The sequence below is a fragment of the Streptomyces sp. NPDC001796 genome (assembly GCF_042892355.1).
Lineage (GTDB): Bacteria > Actinomycetota > Actinomycetes > Streptomycetales > Streptomycetaceae > Streptomyces.
In genome coordinates this window covers 240,479-262,573 of the sequence record NZ_JBIAUC010000004.1, presented here as the reverse complement: position 1 = coordinate 262,573, position 22,095 = coordinate 240,479, and the positions used below count along the sequence as shown (strand labels likewise).

21 protein-coding genes and 1 tRNA gene are annotated in these 22,095 nt (G+C 70.2%); 16 read left to right on the top strand and 6 right to left on the bottom strand.

The annotated features are described in order from the left end of the window. The first annotated feature begins 39 nt into the window (after positions 1–39). A complete protein-coding gene (gene nudC / locus ACFYZE_RS10820) occupies positions 40–981 on the top strand; it encodes an NAD(+) diphosphatase (RefSeq protein WP_388990976.1) in 942 nt (313 codons plus the stop codon). Between the two features lie 4 nt (positions 982–985). Further along, on the top strand, positions 986–1,678 hold the full coding sequence (locus ACFYZE_RS10815; protein ID WP_388990974.1) for a class I SAM-dependent methyltransferase: 693 nt from the start codon (positions 986–988) through the stop codon (positions 1,676–1,678). On the opposite strand, the gene ACFYZE_RS10810 is transcribed toward ACFYZE_RS10815, so the two are convergent. Then, positions 1,656–1,898 (bottom strand): mycoredoxin, encoded by a 243-nt coding sequence (locus ACFYZE_RS10810; RefSeq protein ID WP_388990972.1) that lies wholly within the window; start codon positions 1,896–1,898, stop codon positions 1,656–1,658. The two genes, ACFYZE_RS10815 and ACFYZE_RS10810, sit on opposite strands and share 23 nt — an antisense overlap. Before the next feature lie 100 nt (positions 1,899–1,998). On the opposite strand from ACFYZE_RS10810, the gene ACFYZE_RS10805 reads away from it, so the two are divergent. From ACFYZE_RS10805 to ACFYZE_RS10790, 4 genes are all read left to right on the top strand, one after another. Continuing rightward, on the top strand, positions 1,999–4,332 hold the full coding sequence (locus ACFYZE_RS10805; protein WP_388990970.1) for an ATP-dependent DNA helicase UvrD2: 2,334 nt from the start codon (positions 1,999–2,001) through the stop codon (positions 4,330–4,332). Between the two features lie 165 nt (positions 4,333–4,497). Next, positions 4,498–4,818 (top strand): hypothetical protein, encoded by a 321-nt coding sequence (locus ACFYZE_RS10800; protein WP_388990968.1) that lies wholly within the window; start codon positions 4,498–4,500, stop codon positions 4,816–4,818. Positions 4,819–4,993: 175 nt separating this feature from the next. Further along, positions 4,994–5,362: a WhiB family transcriptional regulator gene (locus ACFYZE_RS10795; RefSeq protein ID WP_019072119.1), complete on the top strand. Its 369-nt coding sequence runs from the start codon at positions 4,994–4,996 to the stop codon at positions 5,360–5,362. Then, complete coding sequence (locus ACFYZE_RS10790) at positions 5,359–5,682, top strand: hypothetical protein (protein ID WP_388990966.1); 324 nt, start codon at positions 5,359–5,361, stop codon at positions 5,680–5,682. The genes ACFYZE_RS10795 and ACFYZE_RS10790 overlap by 4 nt, the downstream gene beginning before the upstream one ends. 149 nt (positions 5,683–5,831) lie before the next feature. Here ACFYZE_RS10790 and ACFYZE_RS10785 read toward each other — a convergent pair whose 3' ends face one another. Together ACFYZE_RS10785 and ACFYZE_RS10780 are read right to left on the bottom strand one after the other, a co-directional pair. Next, positions 5,832–7,205 carry an ABC1 kinase family protein gene (locus tag ACFYZE_RS10785; protein WP_388990964.1) on the bottom strand — a complete coding sequence of 458 codons (1,374 nt, stop codon included), beginning with the start codon at positions 7,203–7,205 and terminating at the stop codon, positions 5,832–5,834. Further along, entirely contained in the window at positions 7,198–8,421 is a 1,224-nt protein-coding gene (locus ACFYZE_RS10780) for a TOMM precursor leader peptide-binding protein (protein WP_388990962.1), read from the bottom strand. Before ACFYZE_RS10780 ends, ACFYZE_RS10785 begins: the two co-directional genes overlap by 8 nt. A 221-nt stretch (positions 8,422–8,642) precedes the next feature. Between ACFYZE_RS10780 and ACFYZE_RS10775 the strand changes: the two genes are divergently transcribed. From ACFYZE_RS10775 to ACFYZE_RS10760, 4 genes are all read left to right on the top strand, one after another. Beyond that, a complete protein-coding gene (locus ACFYZE_RS10775; RefSeq protein WP_388990960.1) occupies positions 8,643–9,239 on the top strand; it encodes a M48 family metallopeptidase in 597 nt (198 codons plus the stop codon). Positions 9,240–9,442: 203 nt separating this feature from the next. After that, the gene (locus tag ACFYZE_RS10770) at positions 9,443–11,107 is read left to right on the top strand and encodes a TerD family protein (protein ID WP_388990958.1); all 1,665 of its coding nucleotides are present in this window, start codon (positions 9,443–9,445) and stop codon (positions 11,105–11,107) included. An 11-nt stretch (positions 11,108–11,118) separates the two neighbouring features. Further along, complete coding sequence (locus ACFYZE_RS10765; RefSeq protein WP_263231962.1) at positions 11,119–11,799, top strand: AIM24 family protein; 681 nt, start codon at positions 11,119–11,121, stop codon at positions 11,797–11,799. A gap of 17 nt (positions 11,800–11,816) precedes the next feature. Further along, entirely contained in the window at positions 11,817–12,572 is a 756-nt protein-coding gene (locus tag ACFYZE_RS10760) for an AIM24 family protein (protein ID WP_388990956.1), read from the top strand. Positions 12,573–12,624: 52 nt separating this feature from the next. Here ACFYZE_RS10760 and ACFYZE_RS10755 read toward each other — a convergent pair whose 3' ends face one another. Both ACFYZE_RS10755 and ACFYZE_RS10750 read right to left on the bottom strand, forming a co-directional pair. Then, positions 12,625–13,140 carry an NUDIX hydrolase gene (locus ACFYZE_RS10755; protein WP_388990954.1) on the bottom strand — a complete coding sequence of 172 codons (516 nt, stop codon included), beginning with the start codon at positions 13,138–13,140 and terminating at the stop codon, positions 12,625–12,627. After that, positions 13,137–14,570 (bottom strand): zinc-dependent metalloprotease, encoded by a 1,434-nt coding sequence (locus ACFYZE_RS10750; protein ID WP_388990952.1) that lies wholly within the window; start codon positions 14,568–14,570, stop codon positions 13,137–13,139. Before ACFYZE_RS10750 ends, ACFYZE_RS10755 begins: the two co-directional genes overlap by 4 nt. Positions 14,571–14,761: 191 nt before the next feature. On the opposite strand from ACFYZE_RS10750, the gene ACFYZE_RS10745 reads away from it, so the two are divergent. The 4 genes from ACFYZE_RS10745 to ACFYZE_RS10730 all read left to right on the top strand — a co-directional run bounded on the left by ACFYZE_RS10745 (position 14,762) and on the right by ACFYZE_RS10730 (position 18,111). Next, entirely contained in the window at positions 14,762–15,925 is a 1,164-nt protein-coding gene (locus ACFYZE_RS10745) for an SDR family oxidoreductase (protein ID WP_388990950.1), read from the top strand. Positions 15,926–16,090: 165 nt separating this feature from the next. Then, positions 16,091–16,549 carry a molybdenum cofactor biosynthesis protein MoaE gene (locus ACFYZE_RS10740; protein ID WP_388990948.1) on the top strand — a complete coding sequence of 153 codons (459 nt, stop codon included), beginning with the start codon at positions 16,091–16,093 and terminating at the stop codon, positions 16,547–16,549. Between the two features lie 206 nt (positions 16,550–16,755). Then, on the top strand, positions 16,756–16,920 hold the full coding sequence (locus ACFYZE_RS10735; RefSeq protein ID WP_388990946.1) for a hypothetical protein: 165 nt from the start codon (positions 16,756–16,758) through the stop codon (positions 16,918–16,920). 93 nt (positions 16,921–17,013) lie between these two features. Further along, positions 17,014–18,111: a PDZ domain-containing protein gene (locus ACFYZE_RS10730; protein ID WP_388990944.1), complete on the top strand. Its 1,098-nt coding sequence runs from the start codon at positions 17,014–17,016 to the stop codon at positions 18,109–18,111. A 70-nt stretch (positions 18,112–18,181) separates the two neighbouring features. Here ACFYZE_RS10730 and ACFYZE_RS10725 read toward each other — a convergent pair whose 3' ends face one another. Beyond that, positions 18,182–18,724, bottom strand: coding sequence for a PPA1309 family protein (locus ACFYZE_RS10725; protein ID WP_388990942.1), 543 nt, complete (start codon positions 18,722–18,724; stop codon positions 18,182–18,184). Between the two features lie 174 nt (positions 18,725–18,898). Between ACFYZE_RS10725 and ACFYZE_RS10720 the strand changes: the two genes are divergently transcribed. Continuing rightward, on the top strand, positions 18,899–21,832 hold the full coding sequence (locus ACFYZE_RS10720; protein WP_388991454.1) for a UPF0182 family protein: 2,934 nt from the start codon (positions 18,899–18,901) through the stop codon (positions 21,830–21,832). Positions 21,833–21,875: 43 nt separating this feature from the next. Continuing rightward, a tRNA-Met gene (locus tag ACFYZE_RS10715) sits at positions 21,876–21,949 on the top strand. The last annotated feature ends 146 nt before the right edge of the window (positions 21,950–22,095 follow it).

Genomic DNA, 22,095 nt, shown 5'->3' with positions numbered 1-22,095 from the left:
GCCGAAACCACCGTTGCACCGGGGGAGTTGGAAGCACTCGTGACCACCTGGACCGACCACACCGCCGACCGGCCCATCTCGCTCACCGCGCCGAGCGGCATCGACCGGGCCGCCCACCACCGGCTCGACGAGGCATGGCTCGCCGCGGCATGGAGCCACCCCTCGACTCGTTGCTTCGTGGTCTCCGGCGGCCAGGTCCTCATCGACGAGGCGCCCGACGGCCGGACCGAACTCGTCATGACACCCTCCTTCGAGGCACCGCTCACCGAGGCCCACCGCTACTTCCTGGGCACCGACGCGGACGGCGTCAGCTACTTCGCCCTCCAGAAGGACGCACTTCCCGGCCGTATGGACCAGTCGGCGCGCCCGGCCGGCCTGCGCGAGGCCGGACTGCTGCTGTCGCCGCGCGACGCGGGCCTGATGGTGCACGCGGTCGCCCTGGAGAACTGGCAGCGCCTGCACCGCTTCTGCTCACGCTGCGGTGAGCGCACGGTCATCGCGGCCGCCGGTCACATTCGCCGCTGCCCCGCCTGTGGCGCCGAGCACTACCCGCGCACCGACCCGGCTGTGATCATGGCGGTCACGGACGACGACGACCGCATCCTGCTCGGCCGCCAGGTGCACTGGCCCGAGGGCCGCTTCTCGACCCTCGCCGGCTTCGTCGAACCGGGGGAGTCCATCGAGCAGTCGGTGCGGCGCGAGGTGTTCGAAGAGGTCGGCGTCACGATCGGAGAGGTCCAGTACGTCGCCAGTCAGCCCTGGCCCTTCCCGTCCAGCCTGATGCTCGGCTTCCTCGCGCACGCCACCACGACCGACATCGACGTCGACGGGGACGAGATCCACGAGGCCCGCTGGTTCTCCCGGGAGGAGCTGCGCTCCGCGTTCGAGACCGGAGAGGTCCTGCCGCCGTACGGCATCTCCATCGCGGCCCGTCTGATCGAGCTCTGGTACGGCAAGCCCCTGCCGACCCGTAGCGTCTGACCTGGTGCCGGCGCGCACGGACGACCCGTACTGGAACCACAACGTCCACTACCACCCCACGGTCCTCGCCGCAGTCCCCGACGACTGCGGCGCGGTTCTGGACGTCGGCTGCGGCGACGGCCTGCTCGCCCGGAAGCTCGCGTCGAGGGCGGGATCCGTCACGGGCGTGGACCGCTCGCCGGACATGATCCGGCTGGCGCGCCGGGATGTGCCCCCGAACGTGACCTTCCTCGAAGCGGACTACCTCGATGACGCCTCGCTGGCGGAAGGCGGGTACGACCTCGTCAGCGCGGTCGCCGTCGTCCACCACGCGGCCTTCCAGGAAGCGGTGGAGCGTCTGGCCCGGCTCACGGCGCCCGGCGGCCGACTGGTGATCGTCGGGCTGGCGTACAACCGGACGTTCCTCGACTGGCTGATCAGCGGCTGCGGCGTGCCGGCGAGCCGGCTGCACGCGCTGCTGCGAGGAGGCAAGCGCGGTCCGACCGGCATGCCGATGGAGGACTCGACCATGCACTGGGGCCAGGTCCGGAAGGCTGCCCGGCGACTGCTGCCCGGCTGCCGGTTCCGGCGCCGGCTTCTGTGGCGTTACACGCTGATCTGGGACAAACCGCAAGAAGGCGGCCCCAGAGGCATCTCGGGAACCGCCTTCCGCGCAGGGCCGGGCCCTGCGGCCGTTACACGCCGATCTTCTGCTTGACCTGTGCCAGCGACGGGTTCGTCAGCGTCGTCCCGTCCGCGAACAGGACGGTCGGAACCGTCTGGTTTCCGCCATTCGCCTTCTCCACGAACGCGGCCGACTCCGGGTCCTGCTCGATGTTGATCTCGTCGTACGCGATGCCCTCACGGTCCAGCTGGCTCTTCAGCCGACGGCAGTAGCCGCACCACGAGGTGCTGTACATCGTCACAGTGCCCGACATGTCGGTTGCGCTCCTTTACGGCTAGGGTGCGTGGTCGCTGAGGAAGCAACGTTCGTGAAGGTTCCGCCATTCCCCGCCCCGTCGGCGCAACGGCTGCCGTATGGGCGTGACGGCTCTAGTAGTCGTATCAGTACGACCACAACCGTCCCCCTGTGGACAACTTCCGCACCCGCCTCCGCCGACCTGGCAGCATGGCGGGGTGACAGCAGCAAGGCATTCCACACTCTTCTCCCGGGCCCCCGGCAGTTCCCCGCACTCGGATCCGCCGAGCGGGGCGGACGCCGTGCTCGAGGGGCTCGACCCCGAGCAGCGCGAGGTGGCGACCGCCCTGCACGGCCCGGTGTGTGTGCTGGCCGGTGCCGGCACCGGCAAGACGCGGGCCATCACCCACCGCATCGCCTACGGCGTCCGGGCCGGCATCCTCCAGCCCTCCAGCGTGCTCGCTGTCACCTTCACCAACCGTGCCGCGGGCGAGATGCGCGGGCGCCTCCGGCAACTCGGCGCCGCCGGCGTCCAGGCCCGCACCTTCCACTCCGCCGCCCTGCGCCAGCTCCAGTACTTCTGGCCGAAAGCGATCGGCGGCAGCCTCCCGAAGATCGTCGACCGCAAGATCCAGCTCGTCGCGGACGCGGCCGCCGCCTGCCGCATCCGCCTCGACCGCAACGAGCTACGGGACGTCACGGCGGAAATCGAATGGTCCAAGGTCACTCAGACCGTCCCCGCCGACTACGCCGCCGCGGCCGCCAAGACCGGCCGCGAAGCGCCCCGCGACCCCGCCGAGATCGCCCAGCTCTACGCCGCCTACGAAGACCTCAAGCGCGAGCGCGGCGTCATCGACTTCGAGGACGTCCTCCTCCTCACCGTCGGCATCCTCCAGGACCGGCACGACATCGCGGAGGAGGTCCGTGCCCAGTACCAGCACTTCGTCGTCGACGAGTACCAGGACGTCAGCCCCCTGCAGCAGCGTCTGCTGGAGTTGTGGCTCGGCGACCGCGACAACCTGTGCGTGGTCGGCGACGCCAGCCAGACGATCTACTCCTTCACCGGCGCCACGCCCGACCACCTGCTCGACTTCCGTATCCGGCACCCGGGAGCCACGGTCGTCAAGCTGGTTCGGGACTACCGCTCCACCCCGCAGGTCGTCCACCTCGCCAACAGTCTGCTCGCCCAGGCCCGGGGCCGTGCCGCCGAGCACCGCCTCGAACTGGTCTCGCAGCGCGACCCCGGTCCCGAGCCCGTCTACACCGAGTACGCCGACGAGCCCGCCGAGGCGGAGGGCGCCGCCCGCCGCATCCGCGACCTGCTCGCCGAGGGTGTGCCCGCTTCCGAGATCGCCGTCCTGTTCCGCACCAACTCCCAGTCCGAGATCTACGAACAGGCCCTCGCGGACGTCGGGGTGCCCTATCAGCTCCGTGGCGCCGAACGGTTCTTCGACCGCCCCGAGGTGAGGAAGGCGGGCGTCGCCCTGCGTGGCGCGGCCCGTTTCGGCGCGAACGACTCCCTCCTCGACGACGCCGTCGACCTGCCCTCCCAGGTGCGTGCCGTCCTTGCGGGCGAAGGGTGGACATCCGTGCCGCCCGCGGGCTCCGGAGCCGTCAGAGAGCGGTGGGAGTCGCTGGCCGCGCTCGTGAATCTGGCCCAGGACTTCGCCGCGGCCAAACCCGACGCCACACTCGGCGACCTGGTGGCGGAACTAGACGAGCGGGCGAACGCCCAGCACGCCCCGACCGTGCAGGGCGTCACCCTCGCCTCCCTGCACTCCGCCAAGGGTCTGGAATGGGACGCCGTCTTCCTGGTCGGGGTCGCCGAGGGCATGATGCCCATCACCTACGCGAGGACCGACGAGCAGATCGAGGAGGAGCGCCGCCTCCTCTACGTCGGCGTCACCCGGGCGAGGGAACGCCTCCACGTTTCCTGGTCCCTGTCCCGCTCACCGGGTGGCCGCCCGGTCCGACGGCCGAGCCGCTTCCTCGACGGACTGCGTCCGGGTTCCTCCGGCACCACCGGCCGTACCTCCATCGGGGGCACCGGAGGCATCGAACGAGGCGTCAGGGCCTTCAGCACGGCCGCCACGGCCCTCACCCCACGCCGTACCAGCAGAACTCCGGCCCGCTGCCGGGTCTGCGGGCGCACGCTGTCGGACGCGGGGGAGATGAAACTGATGCGTTGCGACGACTGCCCCTCCGACATGGACGAGGGCCTGTACGAACGGCTGCGTGAGTGGCGGGCGGTGCAGGCGCAGCGCAGTGGGCAGCCCGCGTTCTGCGTCTTCACCGACCGGACGCTGATCGCGATCGCCGAGGCGGCGCCCGCCGATGAACGTGAACTGGCCCGCATCCCAGGGGTCGGAGCGCGCAAACTGGGCCGCTACGGAGCCGATGTTCTGGCCATCTGCGCGGGTCGCGACGTCGAGGAACAGGACAACGGTGACTGATACCAACTCGTCGAAAAAATAGTTTGCGCATGCCCCAGCGATCCCCATAGGTTCTTAGCCACGGGGACAGCGGCCTTCTCGGAGGCCCTGATTCCGTGTTGTACTTGCATATCCGTCGGACTGGCTCACCTCAGTCCCCCGAGACGCCGAGAGGAGGCGATTGAAGTGATCAGCATCAACACCAGCTCCACCAGCACCGCCAAACTGACCGATCACTCGGTCGTCTCCACGTGCATGCTCGGCGCCTCCGACCTGGGCACCGGTCTGTCCGGCATTCGTGCCGTGCGTCCGGCGTCCTCCCTGTCTCTCGCGGGTCTTCCCATCCGCGAGCGCAATGAGCGACCGACCAAGGCACTGGAAGCAGTAGTGGCACAGGCAGAGGCCTATGCCTTTGCAGCGGCCGGTGCCGGATTCCGGAAGCAGACGACGCAGCACCACCTGATGTGGGCCTTCCGTGGGCCAGAACCCTGGAGTGATCCAGCCTGATCGACGATCAGGCCGGCGCCTTCAGGGCCGCGGAACCCCATCCGGGATCCGCGGCCCTTCTGTTTTCCCCGAACGGGGACGGCAGAGCGAAGGGGCCTCGGGACAAGAAAAGAACCCGGTACCAGCCGACACCCGGTCCGATCGGACCGGAACGACCAGACGAGGAAGACGAACCGTGCAACTCGAAGCGCACGCCCCGTCCGTACCGCCTTCCGAAACGATCCCCCCGCCCGGCCTCACGGAGGACTCCACCTTGACCCCGCTCACCGCGCTGACCGCGCTCGACGACGCCATCGAGAACCTCGGCGTACCTGTCCCGTGCCGCTCGTACGACCCGGAGGTCTTCTTCGCCGAGTCGCCGGCCGACGTCGAGTACGCCAAGTCCCTCTGCCGCACCTGCCCGCTGATCGAGGCATGCCTCGCCGGCGCCAAGGAGCGGCGTGAGCCCTGGGGCGTCTGGGGTGGCGAGCTCTTCGTCCAGGGTGTCGTCGTCGCCCGGAAGCGGCCGCGTGGCCGCCCGCGCAAGAACCCGGTCACAGCATGAACACCGCAGGAACGATCGACCGTCCCCTCACGCACGACCCCAAGAAGCAGGCCCCGATGAAGCCGTCCACGAGTGAGCCCATGGGCTCCGCGATCCCAGACGTCACCACCACCGGCGCGAACGCCTCGCGTCAGAACAGGACCCGAGAGATGCAACTCATCCCAGAAGCCCTGGCTCGTGCGCATATGCGCGAGCGGCTGCACGAGGCCGAGCGGGAACGCCAGGCGGTGCGTCTGGCGGTGGCCCGCCGGATGCAGCGCCGGGCCGAGCGCGCCTCGCTGCGCGCCCGTCGCGCGCTCGCCATGGCCGTGATGCAGTAGCCGACCGCCGTCGGCACCAGGACAACCACGCAGGGGCCGCCCGAAGGGGTCGGCTCCTGCGGCGCATGGGAGATCCGGGCCGAACCGGTCACCCGTGGGCGGCCTGGACCGGCGCAGGTCCAGGCCGGTCCGGCGCGGGTCCAGGCCGGTCAGGCCTCCGCCGCCGGCTCCTCCTCCGCTGCCTCTTCCGGCAGGAAGCCCGGCAGCCACTCCTCCAGTTCGTCACGCAGGCGGACCGTCGCGCCCAGTTGGCACAGCACGCCGATGGTGCTCAGGGTCACCCGGTGGATGAGGAGATAGGCCGGAGGAAGGTTGAGCTGCTTGCCCAGCTGGTGGGCAGGGGATCGCGGGTCGGCGATACGGGCCGCCTGGCTGCGTATCCAGCCGCGAGTGAAGGTGAATTCGTCCGCCTGTGCCGGTTCGATGATCGGGAGGAGGTAGTCGAGGACCGCGTCGGGGTCGAGTGCGATGGACTCCTTGACGAAGCCCTCCTCGCACAGCAGTTCATAGACCGACTGGGCGTCTCCCTCCAAGGTCATGCGCAGGGAGTGCCCGATCGGGGTGGGCAGGCCGCCCGGCAGGCGGTCGACCGTGCCGAAGTCCAGGACGCCGAGGCGCCAGACGTCCTTCCCGTCGCCGCGGCGGGGGCCGGGCAGGAGACGGAAGTTGCCCGGATGCGGGTCCGCGTGGAGCAGGCCCGTACGCGCCGGGCCGGAGAAGAGGAAGCGGGCCAGCAGCTGCCCGGCGCGATCCCGCTGCTCCGGGGTGCCGTCGGCGATCACCTCCGACAGCGGTATGCCGTCGATCCACTCGGTCACCAGAACCTGCTCGCACTGGTGCACCACCGCCGGCACCGTGACGTCGGGGTCGCCCGCGAACTCCTCCGCGTGGGCCCGCTGAGCCTGCGCCTCCAGCCCGTAGTCCAGCTCCTCCGAAACCCGGTCGCGCAGCTCCGAGATCAGCGGCTTGATGTCCATGCCGGGGATCAGGGGGCCCAGCAGACGGGCGAAACGGCTGAGTTGGTTCAGGTCGGAGAGCAGGGCGTCGCCCGCGCCCGGGTACTGGACCTTGACCGCGACCTCACGGCCGTCGTGCCACACGCCGCGGTGCACCTGCCCGATCGAAGCCGCCGCCGACGGCTTGTCCTCGAATTCCAGGAACAGCTCCTGCCAGTCCGCGCCGAGCCTCTCCTCGAGGACTCCGTGCACCGTGCGGGTCGGCATCGGCGGGGCCGCCTCCTGGAGCTTGGTCAGGGCCGCGCGGTAGGGGCCGGCGACCTCTTCGGGGAGTGCCGACTCGAAGACGGACAGGGCCTGCCCGAACTTCATCGCGCCGCCCTTGAGCTCACCGAGCACCTTGAACAGTTGTTCGGCTGTGCGCTGTTGGAGTTCGCGGCCGACCATCTCCGCGGACTCGCCGACGATCCGTTTGCCGAGTCCCCAAGTCGCCCGCCCGGCGAAGCCGAGCGGGAGCGCGGCGAGCTTGGCGGTCCGGGTGACCGCCTTCCGGGGAAGATCAGACATGCGCCCTCCAAGTCCCAGACAGCCGTGCCGCGTGTGCCTTGCGGGAGAGGTTCCTCGACGGCCGTTGCTCCGCCATTGTCTCGCGCGGCTCCTCGTCCTCCGAGGTGTGTCCTTCCTTACCTTTCTCCGCCGCGCCGCACCCGCATGCGGGATGCGACCACACCGGCCTTGCGTGCCAGTCGAACCGGGGCACGGACGCCTCCCAGCGTGCGCCCGAGCTGGCGGGCTCGGAGCCGTCCAGGAAGGCGAGCGCGTGCCCGGCGGCGACTCCCGCGACAGCGGCCGCCAAGGCCAGATCGCACGCCTGGACCTGGGGCCGGCGCCCCGAACGCCACTGGGCGACCAGACGCGGCCAGGTCTCGTCCCGGTCGGCGCGCCCCCGGTCGAGGCAGCCGGCACAGCTCGTCTCACCGGGCAGGACGAACGGGCCGACGATGCCCGTGCCTTCCGCGACACCCGCGTACAGATGGGGTGTTCCCGAGGCGGTCAGCGGTTCCGCGCTGAGCGGGTCGGGAGCGTGCACGTCGACGCCGTCGCGGGGGGCGAGGACCACCAGCGAGAAGCCGGGGTCCGGGTCGTCGTGGAGAGGGCGGCGCGCGGCGCCGTCCCGTCGCCGGGGCCGGTCGGGGGCGGCCGCGCGGACCGCGCGGCGGGCCGCCTCCTCTCGGCGCTCGCCGATCGCGTCCGCCGGCAGGCCACCCGGGGCCACGTCCCACGGCTCGACGCAGCCCGTGTCGCGGACGTCGACCTCGCCGACGCCGGCGCCCGCGAGGAGCGAGGCGAGGAGGACGCCCACACGGCCCGCGCCGCGGACCTGGACCCGGAGGGAGCGGCGGGCGGCCAGACGCCGGGCGGCCTCACCGGGTGAGCGGGCGACCAGGGACAGGGATGCCAGATCGGCACGGAGACGGTCGAGGACGGTCGCCTTGGCGCGGAGGGTGTCGGCCTGCGGGCCACCGCCGGTGGCGTCGTCGAGCAGGCCCGCGCCCGACAGGTTGCCCACCAGCGCGTCGACGTGTCCGTCCGGCAGGCCCATGCGCCGGGCCTCCTCACGGAGCAGCGGCAGCCCGCGGGTGCCGTCGAGCAGGGTGAGGAAGCTGCCCGTCGCGGTGTCCACCGGGCCCAGCACCATCGCGTGCGCGGGTGCCATCCCGAACTGGACGGTGTTCAGATCGCGCCAGCCGCGCCGCAGCGCGGGCTTCACCATCGGATGCATGACCGGCCCCCGTAGTCCGTAATGCGTCGGTACGTCATCATGTGCGGCGGATGTATTGGTCCGTCGACGCATGCCAGCATGCCTGGACCCGGCGGAGCGTGCCGGAAGTTGTCCACAGGCGGAGGCGTTCGTCATATGAATCAAGTGCGCGGGGGTGGGGATCAGCGCGGAACCGCGCCGGAGGCGGGACTTCTCCCGTGTGCAGCGGGTAACGTCGGGGCGTGCCCGCCGACCCACCACACCGTGCCGGAAAGCCACAGAGCAGCACGACGAGCCAGCCGCCGAGCGGCTCGGGGACGAGCGCGATCGAGGTTCGCAGAAGCGCGCGACGCCGCAGAACGGTGTCCGCGTATCGCGAGGGTGATCGGACCGTCGTGCTCATCCCCGCCCGGATGTCCAAGGCGGAGGAGCAGCGCTGGGTGACCGTCATGCTCGACAAGCTGGCCGCGCAGGAGAGCCGCCGGGTGATCGGCGACGCCGATCTGGCCGAGCGTGCCGAGCGGCTCTCTCTGCAGTACCTGGACGGCCGGGCGCGGCCCGCCTCGGTCCGCTGGGTCACAAACCAGAACACACGCTGGGGCTCGTGCACCCCGTCCGAGGGCAGCATCCGTCTGTCCCACCGGCTGCAGGGCATGCCCGAGTACGTCATCGAGTACGTGCTGCTGCACGAGCTCGCACACCTTCTCGTACCGGGGCACGGGCCGCGTTTCTGGCGGCTGCTGGAGGCGTATCCGCGCACCGAGCGTGCCCGCGGCTATCTGGAAGGGGTGGTCGCGGCCGACCGGCTGCCGTACCAGCCGGCGCAGGACGAGGAGTAGAGGGGACCCGGCCACACCTCTCCCAGCGGTCGTACGGGTCATCTTCGCACTGCGTGCACACGCGGCGGACGTGCGGAGAAGCAGCCGGGTCCTGGCGACGATGCGGTTGTGTACCGGGTCTGTACCGGCTCCCTCCGCTCCGTGCGTTTGCCGTTAGCCTGGCGCGACGCACTCACATTCGGGATGGGGGACGGTCGTTACGCATGGCCAGGGAATTCCAACGCGGCCACAAGGCCAGGATCAGTGACCTCACGGCGGGCACGGACCTGTACGTAGGCGTGCAGATCTCCGCGCCCGGACTGAGCTTCGACATCAGCTGCTTCGGGCTGGACGCCGACGAACGGCTCTCGGACGACCGGTACTTCGTCTTCTTCAACCAGCCGAAGACGCCGGAGGAGGCCATTCAGCTCCTGGGCCCGCAGGCGGGGGACACGGAGTCCTTCCGGGTCACGCTCGACAAGATCCCGCCGCACATCCACAAGCTGTCCTTCACGGCGACGATCGACGGCGCCGGACAGATGTCGCAGATCGGCCCCGGACACCTGCGTATCGTCGCGGGCGGCGAGGAAGTGGCCCGCTATCCCTTCAGCGGCTCCGAGTTCACCACCGAACGCGCCGTCATGCTGGGCGACTTCTACCTCAAGGACGTCTGGCGGTTCGCCGCGGTCGGGCAGGGTTTCGACGGCGGCCTCGAGGCACTGCTGAAGAACTTCGGCGGGGAGGTCCTCGAGGAGGAGCAGACGCCCGCCCCGCAGCAGCCGCAGACCGGCGCCGCCCCGGGGTTCGCCCCGCCGGCGTTCGCCGCCCCGGCCGCACCGGCGCCCGCACCCCCCGCGCCTCCGGCCCCCGCTCCCGCGTCGATGCCGCAGCAGCCGCAGCCCGCCCCCCAGGGCTACGCGCCGCCCCAGGGAGCCGCTCCGCACGCTCCGGCGCCCGTGCCCTCCGTGCACGCCGCGCCCACCATCGTCGCGCCCCTGAACACGCCTCCCGCCGGAGCCGTGCCGCCGCCGGGCCCGGCGCCGCACGCCCGGCCGCCCGCTCCGCCCGGCCCCCCGCCCGGATACGGACAGCAGCCGGCCGCGTCGATGCCACCCGGGTACGCACAGCAGCCGCCGTACGGCCAGGCTCCCGGCCAGTACCCGGCCCCGCCCGGCACCCCCTCCCCGTACGGCGCTCCCCAGGCCGCTCCGCAGGGCGCCCCCCAGGCCGCCGGTGTGGCCGCCGCGTTGCAGGCCTTCAAGGAGACGCCCACCGGGCAGCGGTGGACGCAGCAGAACAAGAAGCTCGTCCGCGTGGACCTCGGCATCGGCGGCCAGCCCGTACTGGCCCGCCAGGGCAGCATGGTGCTCTACCAGGGCAAGGTCGACTTCGGCTACAAGGGCGCCGGCTTCGCCGGGCGGATCGTGGGCAACGCCACCGGCCAAGAGATGCAGCTCATGCGCTGCACGGGCCAGGGACAGGTGTTCCTCGCGGAGAACGCCACCGATCTGCACCCGATCGAGCTCCAGGGGGACGCGATCTGTGTCTCCGCGGAGAACGTCCTCGCCTTCGACGAATCCCTCCAGCACGAGGTGCGGCGCATCGAGGGGCACGGGATCCCTGGGGGCGCCCTGTTCACCATGCAGTTCCAGGGGACCGGCACGATCGTCGTCAAGACGCACGGCGCACCCGTGGTGCTGCCCGTCACCCCGACGACGTTCGTGGACTCCAACGCCGTCGTCGCCTGGTCGGCCGCCGCCCAGGTGATCGTCTCCAGCCAGGTGCGCATGCGCCGCAACGCCTATCCGGGTCACACCGGAGAGGGCGTGAACCTGCAGTTCCGCGCCGCACCCGGCAATTTCGTCGTCGTCCAGCCGTACGAGGTCTGAGGGAGCCCGTCATGAACCAGCCACTCGCGGGCTACGCCCCTGCACCCGTCACCGCCCGCATGGAGAACCACGGCAGCCACATGCTGAAGGTCGCCATGCAGACCGGAAACGACCTCCTCGCGCGCGTGGGCTCGATGGTCGCCTACGAAGGGTTCATCCAGTACGAGCCCAACCCGCCCGCCGTGCGCCAGATCGCGCGGGACTGGATGACCGGTGAGGGTGCGCCCCTGATGAAGTGCTCCGGCGACGGTCTGCTCTACCTCGCCGACTACGGGGCGAACGTCGTCGTCATCAACCTGGGCGGCGATGCGATCTCCGTCAACGCCACCAACCTGCTCGCCTTCGACGCCCACCTGCAGTGGGGTGTGGAACGTGTCAAGGGGCTCGCCAAGTTCGCCGGACAGGGCCTGTGGAACACGAAGATCTCCGGGCAGGGCTGGGTGGCCCTGACCTCCCGGGGCACCCCGATCGTGGTCGACTGCGGAGGAGGCGAGGACGAGACGTACGTCGACCCGGACGCCCTCGTCGCCTGGTCCCCGAACCTCAAGGTGAAGGGCAAGCGCAGCTTCAAGGCGCAGTCGCTCATCGGGCGCGGCAGCGGCGAGGCCTACCAGATGGCGTTCTCCGGGCAGGGCATCGTGGTCGTCCAGCCCAGCGAGGACAGCACCGACCGCCTCCGGATCCGGGGCTGAGGGGGAAACCGCACACCATGCAGAGCTCGCTTTTCGCCTACAACGAGCAGCAGACCCAGGAGCGCTACAGTCTGCAGAACCCGCAGATGCTGCGCGTCCTGCTGGAGGGCCACGACGACGTACTGGCGCGCAAGGGCACCATGGTCGCCTACCAGGGGCTCATCGAGTTCGACGCCGAGTACCAGAGCGGCGGTCAGCGGCGCGCGCGTGCACACACCGGCGAGGGCCTGGACCTGATGCGCTGTCACGGTCAGGGCACCGTCTACCTCGCCAACCTCGCCCAGCACGTGCACATCATGGACGTCGAGCAGGACGGGCTGACCGTCGACAGCAGTTACGTCCTCGCGATGGACTCCTCGCTGCACCACGAGGTCATCGCCGTCGACAGCCTGTACGGGATCTCCGGCTCCGGCAAGTACCAGCTCAACATCACCGGCCGCGGCAAGGTCGCGCTGATGACGTCGGGCGCGCCGCTGCTGATGCAGGTCACGCCGGACAAGTACGTCAACTGCGACGCCGACGCGATCGTCGCCTGGTCCACCGGCCTGCGGGTGCAGATGCAGGCCCAGACGCACTCCTCCGGGGTGTGGCGGCGCCGCGGCAACACCGGTGAGGGCTGGGAGCTCAGCTTCATGGGCAACGGCTTCGCGCTGGTGCAGCCCAGCGAGCTGCTGCCGCCGCAGAACGCCCAGATCGGGCAGGGCCTGGCCGCGCAGTTCGGCATGGGGCAGCACGGGGCACGGGGGCAGAACCAGGGCAACGTCTGGAGCTGAGCATGAGTGAGGGGTGACCGCAGCGGCGGTCACCCCCTGCCCGTTCACACCTTCACAGCCTGGCGCGCGTCGCCTCCAGCAGCCGTACGACGGACTCGTCCGCCACGTCCGCCACCTCGGCGTACGGGAACCAGCGCAGGTCCAGGGACTCGTCGCTGATCGCCTCCACGGCTCCGGCCGGGGCGAGCGCCGCGTACTGGACGTCGAGGTGCCAGGCGCACGGCGTGTGGTGCCGGTCCAGGCGCACCGGCCCGCCGGGCAGCAGGACCAGTCCCCCGATGCCCGACTCCTCGGTCGCCTCGCGGCGTGCGGCGTCCGCCAGCGTCACGTCGTCCGGCTCGCAGTGGCCACCCATCTGCAGCCACATCCGGATCTTCTTGTGAAGGGTCAGGAGCACCCGGCTGTGCTCGGGGTCGATCACCATTGCGCTCGCGGTGATGTGCCCGTCCCCACAGGACTTCCACATGCCGTCCGGGTGCGCCTGGAGGTGGTCCAGATACGCCTGGCGCAGCTCTTCCTGGCCCTCGTAGGACTTGAGCACGAGGACAGCGTCGTCGTAGAGGCTCACTCCGCGTCGTCGCCCTCGGCTTCGCCGTCGTCCTTCTTCTTCAGATCCGGCTTCGGAGCGGACCCGTCCGCCGCCTCGCCGAGCATCTTGTCCAGCTCGGAGAAGTCGAGCTGCTCGCGGTGCACGAAGCCGTCCGGGTCGTCCAGGTCGGACGCCGTCGGCAGCATGTCCGGGTGGGCCCACAGGCCGTCCCGGCCGTCCACACCGCGCGCGTCCGTGAGCGACGCCCACAGACGGGAGGCGTCCCGCAGCCGGCGCGGACGCAGCTCCAGGCCGATCAGCGTGGCGAACGTCTGCTCGGCCGGGCCGCCGGAGGCGCGACGGCGACGCAGGGTCTCGCGCAGCGCGTCCGCGGACGCCAGGCGCGGCTTCGCGGCCGCGTGCACCACCGCGTCCACCCAGCCCTCGACGAGCGCCAGTGCCGTCTCCAGACGGGCCAGGGCCGCCTTCTGCTCCGGTGTGTCCTCCGGCTGGAACATGCCCTGCTGGAGCGCCTGCTGCAGCTCCTCCGGGTTCTGCGGGTCGAACTGGCCGACCACGTCCTCCAGCTTCGCCGTGTCGACCTTGATGCCGCGGGCGTAGCCCTCGACGGCGCCGAACAGGTGCGAGCGCAGCCACGGCACGTGCGCGAACAGGCGCTGGTGGGCGGCCTCGCGCAGCGCGAGGTACAGCCGCACCTCCTCCTTGGGCACGCCCAGGTCCTTGCCGAACTCCTCGATGTTCAGCGGCAGCAGCGCGGCCTTCCCGGCCGGGCCGAGCGGCAGACCGATGTCGGTGGAGCCGACGACCTCGCCGGCGAGCACGCCGACGGCCTGCCCGATCTGCGTACCGAACATGGCGCCGCCCATGGAGCGCATCATGCCGATCAGCGGGCCCGCCATGGCCTGCATCTCCTCCGGCAGGACATCGCCCATGGCCGCGCCGACGCGCTCGGCGACCGGGTCGACGAGCTCCTTCCACGCCGGCAGGGTCGCCTCGACCCACTCCGCGCGGCTCCAGGCCACCGCGGAGCCCGAGCCGGACGGCAGTGACGTCGCGTCGTCGAGCCACAGGTCGGCCAGGCGGACGGCCTCCTCCACGGTGGAACGCTCGCCGGGGCTCACGCTCTGGTCCTTGGTGCCGTCGGGGGTGCCCTGGGAGACCGTCTGGCGGGCGATCTGCTTGGCCATGTCCCAGTTCACCGGGCCGCCCTCGTAGGAGAGCATCTGGCCCAGCTGCTGAAAGGCGGCGCCCAGGTCGGTGGGGTTCAGGGAACCGAACATCGCTGCGAGCGGGTTGTCGGCGCCGGCACCGCCGGCTCCGTGCAGCCCGAAACCGAACGGGTTGGCCGGTCCCTGACCACCGCCGCTCTGCTGGTCCTTCTCCTTGCCCTCGTCGCCGTTCTCCGGCTCCTCCGGCGGAAGGCCGAATCCGAATGGGGTGTCACTCACGGGATTCCTCGGCTGGTAAGGCCACCGGTTCCTTCCGGCGGCTGGCTGCCCGACAACACCACCCAGCGTAGACACCTTGACCCGATCGGGCCTGAGTGCTTCGCCGACTCGTGGCCTGCGGCAGGATGGATGCCACCTGGTACGCACGCGTGCTTTGCGTCCGTATGGAAGACAACCGCTGGAGACGCCCGGTGAGTTCCCCAGATCCGCAGGTTCGCGCAGCGCGAAACCATTCAGCCCACCCGTCGCCCGACCACCGCCCCTCGAGGACGGCGCTTGGAGCCGACGAGTCGACTGCCATCCGCGGGCCGGTCGTCGCGGTCACCGGCGCCGCGTCCGGGGTCGGCGCGCTGCTCACCGAGCGGCTCGCCGCGTGCGAGGAGATCAGGCAGGTCGTCGCCATCGACGAGCGGCGCGGGGAGTGCGCGGCGGCGCGGTGGCACATCCTGGACGTGCGGGACCCGGCGATCGCGGAGAAGCTGCGGGGCGCGGACGTGGTGGTGCATCTGGCACTCGACCTGGACCTGGAGACGGACCCGGCGGCGCGCACGGCGTACAACGTGCGCGGAACGCAGACCGTGCTGACCGCGGCGGCGGCCGCCGGGGTGCACCGGGTGGTGCTGTGCACGTCGGCGATGGTCTACGGGGCGCTGCCGGACAACGAGCTGCCGCTGTCGGAGGACGCCGAGCTGCGGGCGACGGCGGAGGCGACCGGAGTCGGGGACCTGCTGGAGATCGAGCGGCTCGCGCGGCGGGCCCCGAGGGCGCATCCGGGGCTCAACGTCACCGTGGTGCGGCCCGCTGTCCTGGTCGGGGGCACGGACACGGCGCTGACCAGGTATTTCGAGTCGCCTCGTCTGCTGGTGGTGGCGGGGTCGCGGCCGGCGTGGCAGTTCTGCCACGTCGAGGATCTGTGCAGTGCCCTGGAGTACGCCGTTCTGGAGAAGGTGGAGGGGGAACTGGCCGTCGGGTGCGAGGGGTGGCTGGAGCAGGAGGAGGTCGAGGAGCTGAGCGGGATCCGGCGGATGGAGCTGCCGTCCGCGGTCGCGCTGGGCGCGGCGGCCCGGCTGCACCGCATCGGGCTGACGCCGTCGCCGGCCGGGGACCTCGCGTACACGATGTACCCGTGGGTCGTGAGCGGGAGCCGGCTGCACGACGCCGGGTGGCGGCCGAAGTGGACGAACGAGGAGGTGCTGGCCGAGCTGCTGGAGGAGGTGGCCGGGCGGCACACCGTGGTGGGGCGGCGGCTGGGACGCAAGGACGCGACGGCGGCGGGGGCCGCGGGGGCGACGGTCGCTCTGCTCGGCGCGGCGGCGGTGGTGCGCAGGGCACGGAAGGCGCGGCGGCGGGTCTGAGGGGCACGGCCTCCTCCTCATCCGTCCTCCTCATGCGGCTCACAGGCCGGACCGGCAGGAGGCGTGGGTCGCCCCCCCCGTACCGCGACGCTTCCAGGACCCACGCGCGCGTGCCTCCTGAATCGTCTGTTCCTCCTTCTTCGAGGTGTACGGCACGATGGGGGCATGGCACCCAACAGTGATCACCCCGGTGAGCAGGTCGCGGACGAGCCCATCAAGCTGCTGGCCATTCGGGACACCCCGCTCTCCGTCGACGAGATCTTCCGCGCCGTGGGGGACGACGCCGCGGGAGGGATCGCGCTGTTCGTCGGGACCGTCCGCAACCATGACGGCGGGGCCGACGTCGACGCGCTCGGGTACTCGTGCCATCCGACCGCCGAGGCCGAGATGCGACGCATCGCCGAGAAGGTCGTCGCCGAGTACCCCGTGCGGGCGCTCGCGGCGGTGCACCGCGTGGGTGACCTGCGCGTCGGTGATCTCGCCGTCGTCGTCGCCGTGGCGTGTCCCCACCGGGGCGAGGCCTTCGAGGCCTGCCGCAAGCTCATCGACGACCTCAAGCACGAAGTGCCCATCTGGAAGCACCAGAGGTTCTCCGACGGCACCGATGAATGGGTCGGCGCGTAACGCCGTCGTTCACGGGTGGTGGTCGGGCGACGGGAGGGCGGGCGGGTGCCTGCTGAGCGGGGGAGCGTATACCTCTCCTGGGGTTAACCAACCTCTCACCCGGGCTCCGGTTGCGTAACCGTACCCCTCGCGTGAGCGTTGACATTGCGGATGATTAATCTGCTGATCAGTCAGTTGCGGTCGCTCATCGGGGTTGGGAGGTCGGCATGGCGGCGCTCGCCTGGTTGCTGATTCCGTTTATGGCTGCGCTCGGTGCAGGACTGTGGGGCAGTTGGGCCAGTCGGAACCGCAAGGCCGCGGGCGACGGCTCCGAGCTCGCCGGGTACGCGCGTTTCCGCGAGGCGATGGAGAGGTCCCACTCGGGCGGCTGAGCGCGCCGAGGATCCAGAGGATGCAGGGGCCGCCCGTGCTCGTACGGACGGCCCTGACGGTCCGCTGACAGCACCGTCCCGTACTGTCGTTCCATGCCACGCCGCACCGCGACGATGCTCGCCTCCACCTTGATGCTGATCGCGCTCCTGTGTGCGGGAGTGTTCATCAAAGTGCCGTACTCGGAGATGTCCCCGGGGCCGACGGTGAACACCCTGGACGAGCACGACGGCCAGCCGGTGCTGCAGATCTCCGGGCGCAGGACCTACCCGACGACCGGACACCTGAACATGACGACCGTCCGGGTCACCAGCGCCGACTACAACATGAACCTGGTGGAGGCCGTCTACGGCTGGCTGGCGCGCGACACCAAGGTGGTCCCGCACGACACGCTCTACCCGGACGGCAAGACCGAACAGCAGTCCACGCAGGAGAACGCCGAGGAGTTCAGCCAGTCCCAGGAGAGCGCCAAGGTCGCCGCCCTGAAGGAGCTGGGCATCCCGGTGAAGTCCTGGGTGATCGTCTCCACCGTGCTCAAGGGGGCGCCGGCCGAGGGCAAGCTGCACGCCGGTGATGTCATCAAGGCCGTCGACGGCAGTGTCGTGAAGGCGCCCGAGGACGTCGCCAAGCTGGTCACCAAGCACAAGCCCGGCGAGAAGGTCGTATTCACGATCGTGCCCGCCAAGGCGCAGGCCGCCGCCGAGAAGGCGCACAAGACGGCCACCGAAACCCAGGATGTGACGATCACCACGACGAAGTCCCACGACACCGCCAAGGAGCGCGCCATCGTCGGGATCTCCGCCGGGACCGATCACACCTTCCCGTTCACCATCGACATCAAGCTCGCCGACGTGGGCGGACCGAGCGCCGGGCTGATGTTCGCGCTCGGCATCTACGACAAGCTCACCCCGGGCAGCCTCACCGGCGGCAAGTTCGTCGCCGGCACCGGCACCATCGACGACGACGGCCAGGTCGGACCGATCGGCGGTGTCGAGCTGAAGACCGTCGGCGCGCGCAGCAAGGGCGCCCAGTACTTCCTGACCCCCAAGGACAACTGCGCCTCCGCCGCCAAGGAGACCCCGAAGGGGCTCACCCTGGTCAAGGTCAACACCATCGCCGACGCCCTGAACGCCCTCAAGGACATCCGCACCGGCAAGACCGCCGATCTGCCGAAGTGCACCACCAAGGGCTGACAGCAGCGCCTTCACATGAGTGGGGGCGCCCGGAAGCCTCCGGGCGCCCCGCCCCCGTTGCGGGGAGCGCTCAGTCCTCGAACGTGGCCGCCAGTGCCTCCGCAAGGCCCGGCACCAGGTCCGGGCCCGTCAATACCTCCGTCGGCGAGTCCTTCTCGCGAAGCCGCAGCGCCGACTCCCGCGCGCCGTCCCGCAGCACCGCGACCGTCATCCGCACCTCCTGGCGCTCCGGGTGCTCGGCGACCCACGCGGCCAGCTTCTGCTCGCTCAGTCCCTGGGGGACCTGGGACTCCGCGGACGGCGGCAGCATCAGCCGCTGCACCGTGAGCGCACAGCCGGCCACCGCATCGGGCCAGGCGATGGTGCCGAGGAACTCGTCCAGCGGCCGGTCGGCAGGGATCTCGTCCTGCTCGATCGGGGTGAGACCCGCGGCCTCGGGCTCCTCCTCCAGACCGAGCTGGGTCGCGAGCGCGGGCTCCTCGGTCCGCAGGCGCGCGGTGTCGACGAGGGCGAAGAGGCGAGCGGGCTGGTCCCAGCCGAGGCCGGAGGCGTACTCGTCGATCTCGAGCACGGCCCGGGTGAGCGGGTTCGCTGCCATGGGAGTGTTGGACATGGTCACAATCCTGCCTCGTTCGCACCCCGAAGCGGGAACCGAGTAAAGCGCCAGTAAGTTGCATAGGTGAGGCTCCGCGATCGTGGAGCCTCATCCATGGTCCGCGTTCACGGGGGCCTGACGGATCAACTCGGATCAACAGCGAACTTCGAGGTGCGCACCTTGGCTTTCCAGATGCCCGACCGCGGCGGAGGCCCGACGGGGCCACGGATCAGAGTGGGCCGCCCGTCCGGGCGGGCCCGGACCCTGCTCATGACGCTCGGGGTCCTCGCCGTCCTCGGTATGGCGTTCGTCATGTTCGCCGGTTTCTGGACGGACTGGCTGTGGTACCGGTCGGTGAAGTACTCGTCCGTCTTCACCACCACCCTGTGGACCAAGATCGGACTCTTCTTCGTCTTCGGTCTGCTGATGGCGGCAGCGGTCGGCGTCAACATCTGGCTCGCGCACCGGCTGCGTCCGCCGCTGAGCGCCATGTCCATGGAGCAGCAGAGCCTCGACCGCTACCGGATGGGGATCGCGCCGTACAAGACGTGGCTGCTGCTCGGGATCACCGCCCTGGTGGGCCTGGTCGCGGGTGCCTCGGCGTCCAGCCAGTGGCGGACCTGGCTGATGTGGGTGAACGGCGTGCCGTTCCACCAGAAGGACCCCCAGTTCCACCTGGACGTCTCCTTCTACGCCTTCGACCTGCCCTGGTACCGATTCCTGCTCGGTTTCGGCTTCGCCGCGACGGTCCTGTCGCTGATCGCCGCCGCGCTCACCCACTACCTGTACGGCGGGCTGCGGATCACCTCCCCGGGAGCGCGCGCCACGGCCGCCGCCACCGGGCACCTGTCCGTGCTGCTGGGTGTCTTCGTCGCCCTGAAGGCGGTCGCCTACTGGCTCGACCGGTACGGACTCGCGGTCAAGTCCAGCGACTTCAAGGCGACCGGCAACTGGACGGGCCTGAGGTACGTCGACGCGAACGCCTACCTGCCGGCCAAGACGATCCTGTTCTGCATCGCGGTCATCTGCGCGCTGCTGTTCTTCGCCACCCTGTGGCGGCGCACCTGGCAGCTGCCCGTGATCGGCTTCGGCCTGATGGTGCTCTCGGCGATCCTCATCGGCGGGCTGTACCCGGCGATCGTCCAGAAGTTCCAGGTGCAGCCGAACGAGCAGGCCAAGGAGGCGCCGTACGTCGACAAGAACCTCAAGGCGACCCGCGAGGCCTACGGCATCGACGACGCCCAGGTCAGCGAGTACGCCGGGACGAGCAGCACCAAGGACAAGAGCACGCTGCGCGACGACGCGGACGCCACGGCGAGCATCCGCCTGCTGGACCCGAACATCGTCTCGCCGACGTTCCAGCAGCTCCAGCAGATGAAGAACTACTACGCGTTCCCGACCAACCTGGACGTCGACCGCTACACGAAGGACGGCAAGGACCAGGACACGGTCATCGGTCTGCGTGAGCTGAACCTGAACGGCATTCCGAAGAACAACTGGATCAACGACCACTTCCGCTACACCCACGGCTACGGTGTGGTCGCCGCCAAGGGCACCACCGCCGACGCCAACGGCCAGCCCGTCTTCGCCGAGTCGGACCTGCCGTCGACCGGTGACCTCGGGACGTACGAACAGCGGGTCTACTACGGCGAGAAGACCACCACGTACTCGATCGTCGGCGGTCCCCAGAAGGAGATCGACTACTCCGACGACAACGGCGAGAAGACCACCAGCTACCGGGGCAAGAGCGGGGTCAGCCTCTCCAACCCGATCAACCGGGCCGCGTACGCGGTGGCGTTCAGCGAGCCGCAGATCCTCTACTCCGGCGCCATAGGCGACGGCTCGAGGATCCTGTACAACCGCACGCCCAAGGAGCGTGTCGAGGCCGTCGCGCCGTGGCTGACCATCGACGGTGACGCCTACCCCGCGGTCGTCGACGGCCGCATCCAGTGGATCGTGGACGCCTACACGACGTCGAACGGCTATCCGTACTCCTCCCGTACGACGTTGGGCGACACGACAGCCGACTCGCTGACCGCGGGCAACACCCAGCGCGCGGTGATGGCCCAGCAGAACCAGGTCAACTACATCCGCAACTCGGTGAAGGCGACCGTCGACGCGTACACGGGCGAGGTCAAGCTCTACCAGTGGGACACCGAGGACCCCGTTCTGAAGACCTGGATGAAGGCGTTCCCGGGCACAGTGGAGCCGCGGAGCGACATCTCGCCGTCGCTGATGTCCCATCTGCGCTACCCGCAGGACCTGTTCAAGGTCCAGCGCGAGCTGCTGACCCGCTACCACGTCAAGGACGCGCAGACGTTCCTCAGCGGCAGCGAGGTCTGGCAGGTGCCCGACGACCCGACGAACAAGACGGGCAACGCGGTGCCGCCGTACTACCTGAGCATGAAGATGCCCGACCAGCAGGCGCAGGCGTTCTCCCTGACGACGACGCTCACGCCGAACGGCCGTGACAACCTGAGCGCCTTCATGGCGGTCGACTCCGAGGCGGGCACACCCGACTACGGCAAGATCAGGATTCTGAAGCTGCCGACGAGCAGAACGGTCGACGGGCCGAAGCAGGTCCAGAGCCAGTTCAACTCCGAGCAGAGCATCGCCGAGTCGATCAGGCTGCTGAAGGGCGGCGACTCCGACATCGAGTACGGCAACCTGCTGACCGTGCCGCTCGACGGGGGACTGCTGTACGTGGAACCCGTCTACGTCCGCGGCGGCGGGCTCAAGTACCCCCTGCTGCGGAAGGTGTTGGTGACCTACGGCGGCAACACCGCGTTCGAGGACACGCTCGATGAGGCGCTCAACAAGGTCTTCGGCGTACAGGGTTCCACCCCGCCGCCGGACACCGGGACCGGCAACCCGCCGACGCCCGCCAACCCGACCGTCCAACAGGCGCTCCAGGACGCCCAGAAGGCCTTCGACGCCGGCCAGGAAGCCCTCAAGAAGGGCGACTGGGAAGCGTACGGGCGGGCGCAGAAAGACCTGCAGGACGCGCTGAAGCAGGCCGAAGAGGCCCAGACCAAGGCCGGGAAGACCAGTGGCGGTGGCGGCGGCGCGAGCGGCAGCCCGAGCGGTTCGCCCGGCAGTTCACCGAGCGCTTCCGGCGGGAGCTGAACCAGGACCCCTCCCGCGCCGTGATACGGTGAACCAACAACGGCGCGGGGTGGAGCAGCTCGGTAGCTCGCTGGGCTCATAACCCAGAGGTCGCAGGTTCAAATCCTGTCCCCGCTACTGAAGTCGAGGGCCCGGATCCTGATCGTGGATCCGGGCCCTCGACGTGTGTGCGACACGAGGGGGAGTACGGCGTGACCAGGCGACTTGCCTGAAATGCGGCTGCTTGTGGGGGCAGTTGGCCACTTCTGTGTTTGACTTGTCTC

Excerpts from the sequence above, each read along its gene's own strand:
- ACFYZE_RS10810 (WP_388990972.1), bottom strand. The coding sequence starts at position 1,898 with ATGTCGGGCACTGTGACGATGTACAGCACCTCGTGGTGCGGCTACTGC.
- ACFYZE_RS10805 (WP_388990970.1), top strand. The coding sequence starts at position 1,999 with ATGGGCGTGACGGCTCTAGTAGTCGTATCAGTACGACCACAACCGTCC.
- ACFYZE_RS10790 (WP_388990966.1), top strand. The coding sequence starts at position 5,359 with ATGAACACCGCAGGAACGATCGACCGTCCCCTCACGCACGACCCCAAG.
- ACFYZE_RS10785 (WP_388990964.1), bottom strand. The coding sequence starts at position 7,205 with ATGTCTGATCTTCCCCGGAAGGCGGTCACCCGGACCGCCAAGCTCGCC.
- ACFYZE_RS10780 (WP_388990962.1), bottom strand. The coding sequence starts at position 8,421 with ATGCATCCGATGGTGAAGCCCGCGCTGCGGCGCGGCTGGCGCGATCTG.
- ACFYZE_RS10770 (WP_388990958.1), top strand. The coding sequence starts at position 9,443 with ATGGCCAGGGAATTCCAACGCGGCCACAAGGCCAGGATCAGTGACCTC.
- ACFYZE_RS10765 (WP_263231962.1), top strand. The coding sequence starts at position 11,119 with ATGAACCAGCCACTCGCGGGCTACGCCCCTGCACCCGTCACCGCCCGC.
- ACFYZE_RS10760 (WP_388990956.1), top strand. The coding sequence starts at position 11,817 with ATGCAGAGCTCGCTTTTCGCCTACAACGAGCAGCAGACCCAGGAGCGC.
- ACFYZE_RS10740 (WP_388990948.1), top strand. The coding sequence starts at position 16,091 with ATGGCACCCAACAGTGATCACCCCGGTGAGCAGGTCGCGGACGAGCCC.
- ACFYZE_RS10735 (WP_388990946.1), top strand. The coding sequence starts at position 16,756 with ATGGCGGCGCTCGCCTGGTTGCTGATTCCGTTTATGGCTGCGCTCGGT.
- ACFYZE_RS10730 (WP_388990944.1), top strand. The coding sequence starts at position 17,014 with ATGCCACGCCGCACCGCGACGATGCTCGCCTCCACCTTGATGCTGATC.
- ACFYZE_RS10725 (WP_388990942.1), bottom strand. The coding sequence starts at position 18,724 with ATGTCCAACACTCCCATGGCAGCGAACCCGCTCACCCGGGCCGTGCTC.
- ACFYZE_RS10720 (WP_388991454.1), top strand. The coding sequence starts at position 18,899 with ATGCCCGACCGCGGCGGAGGCCCGACGGGGCCACGGATCAGAGTGGGC.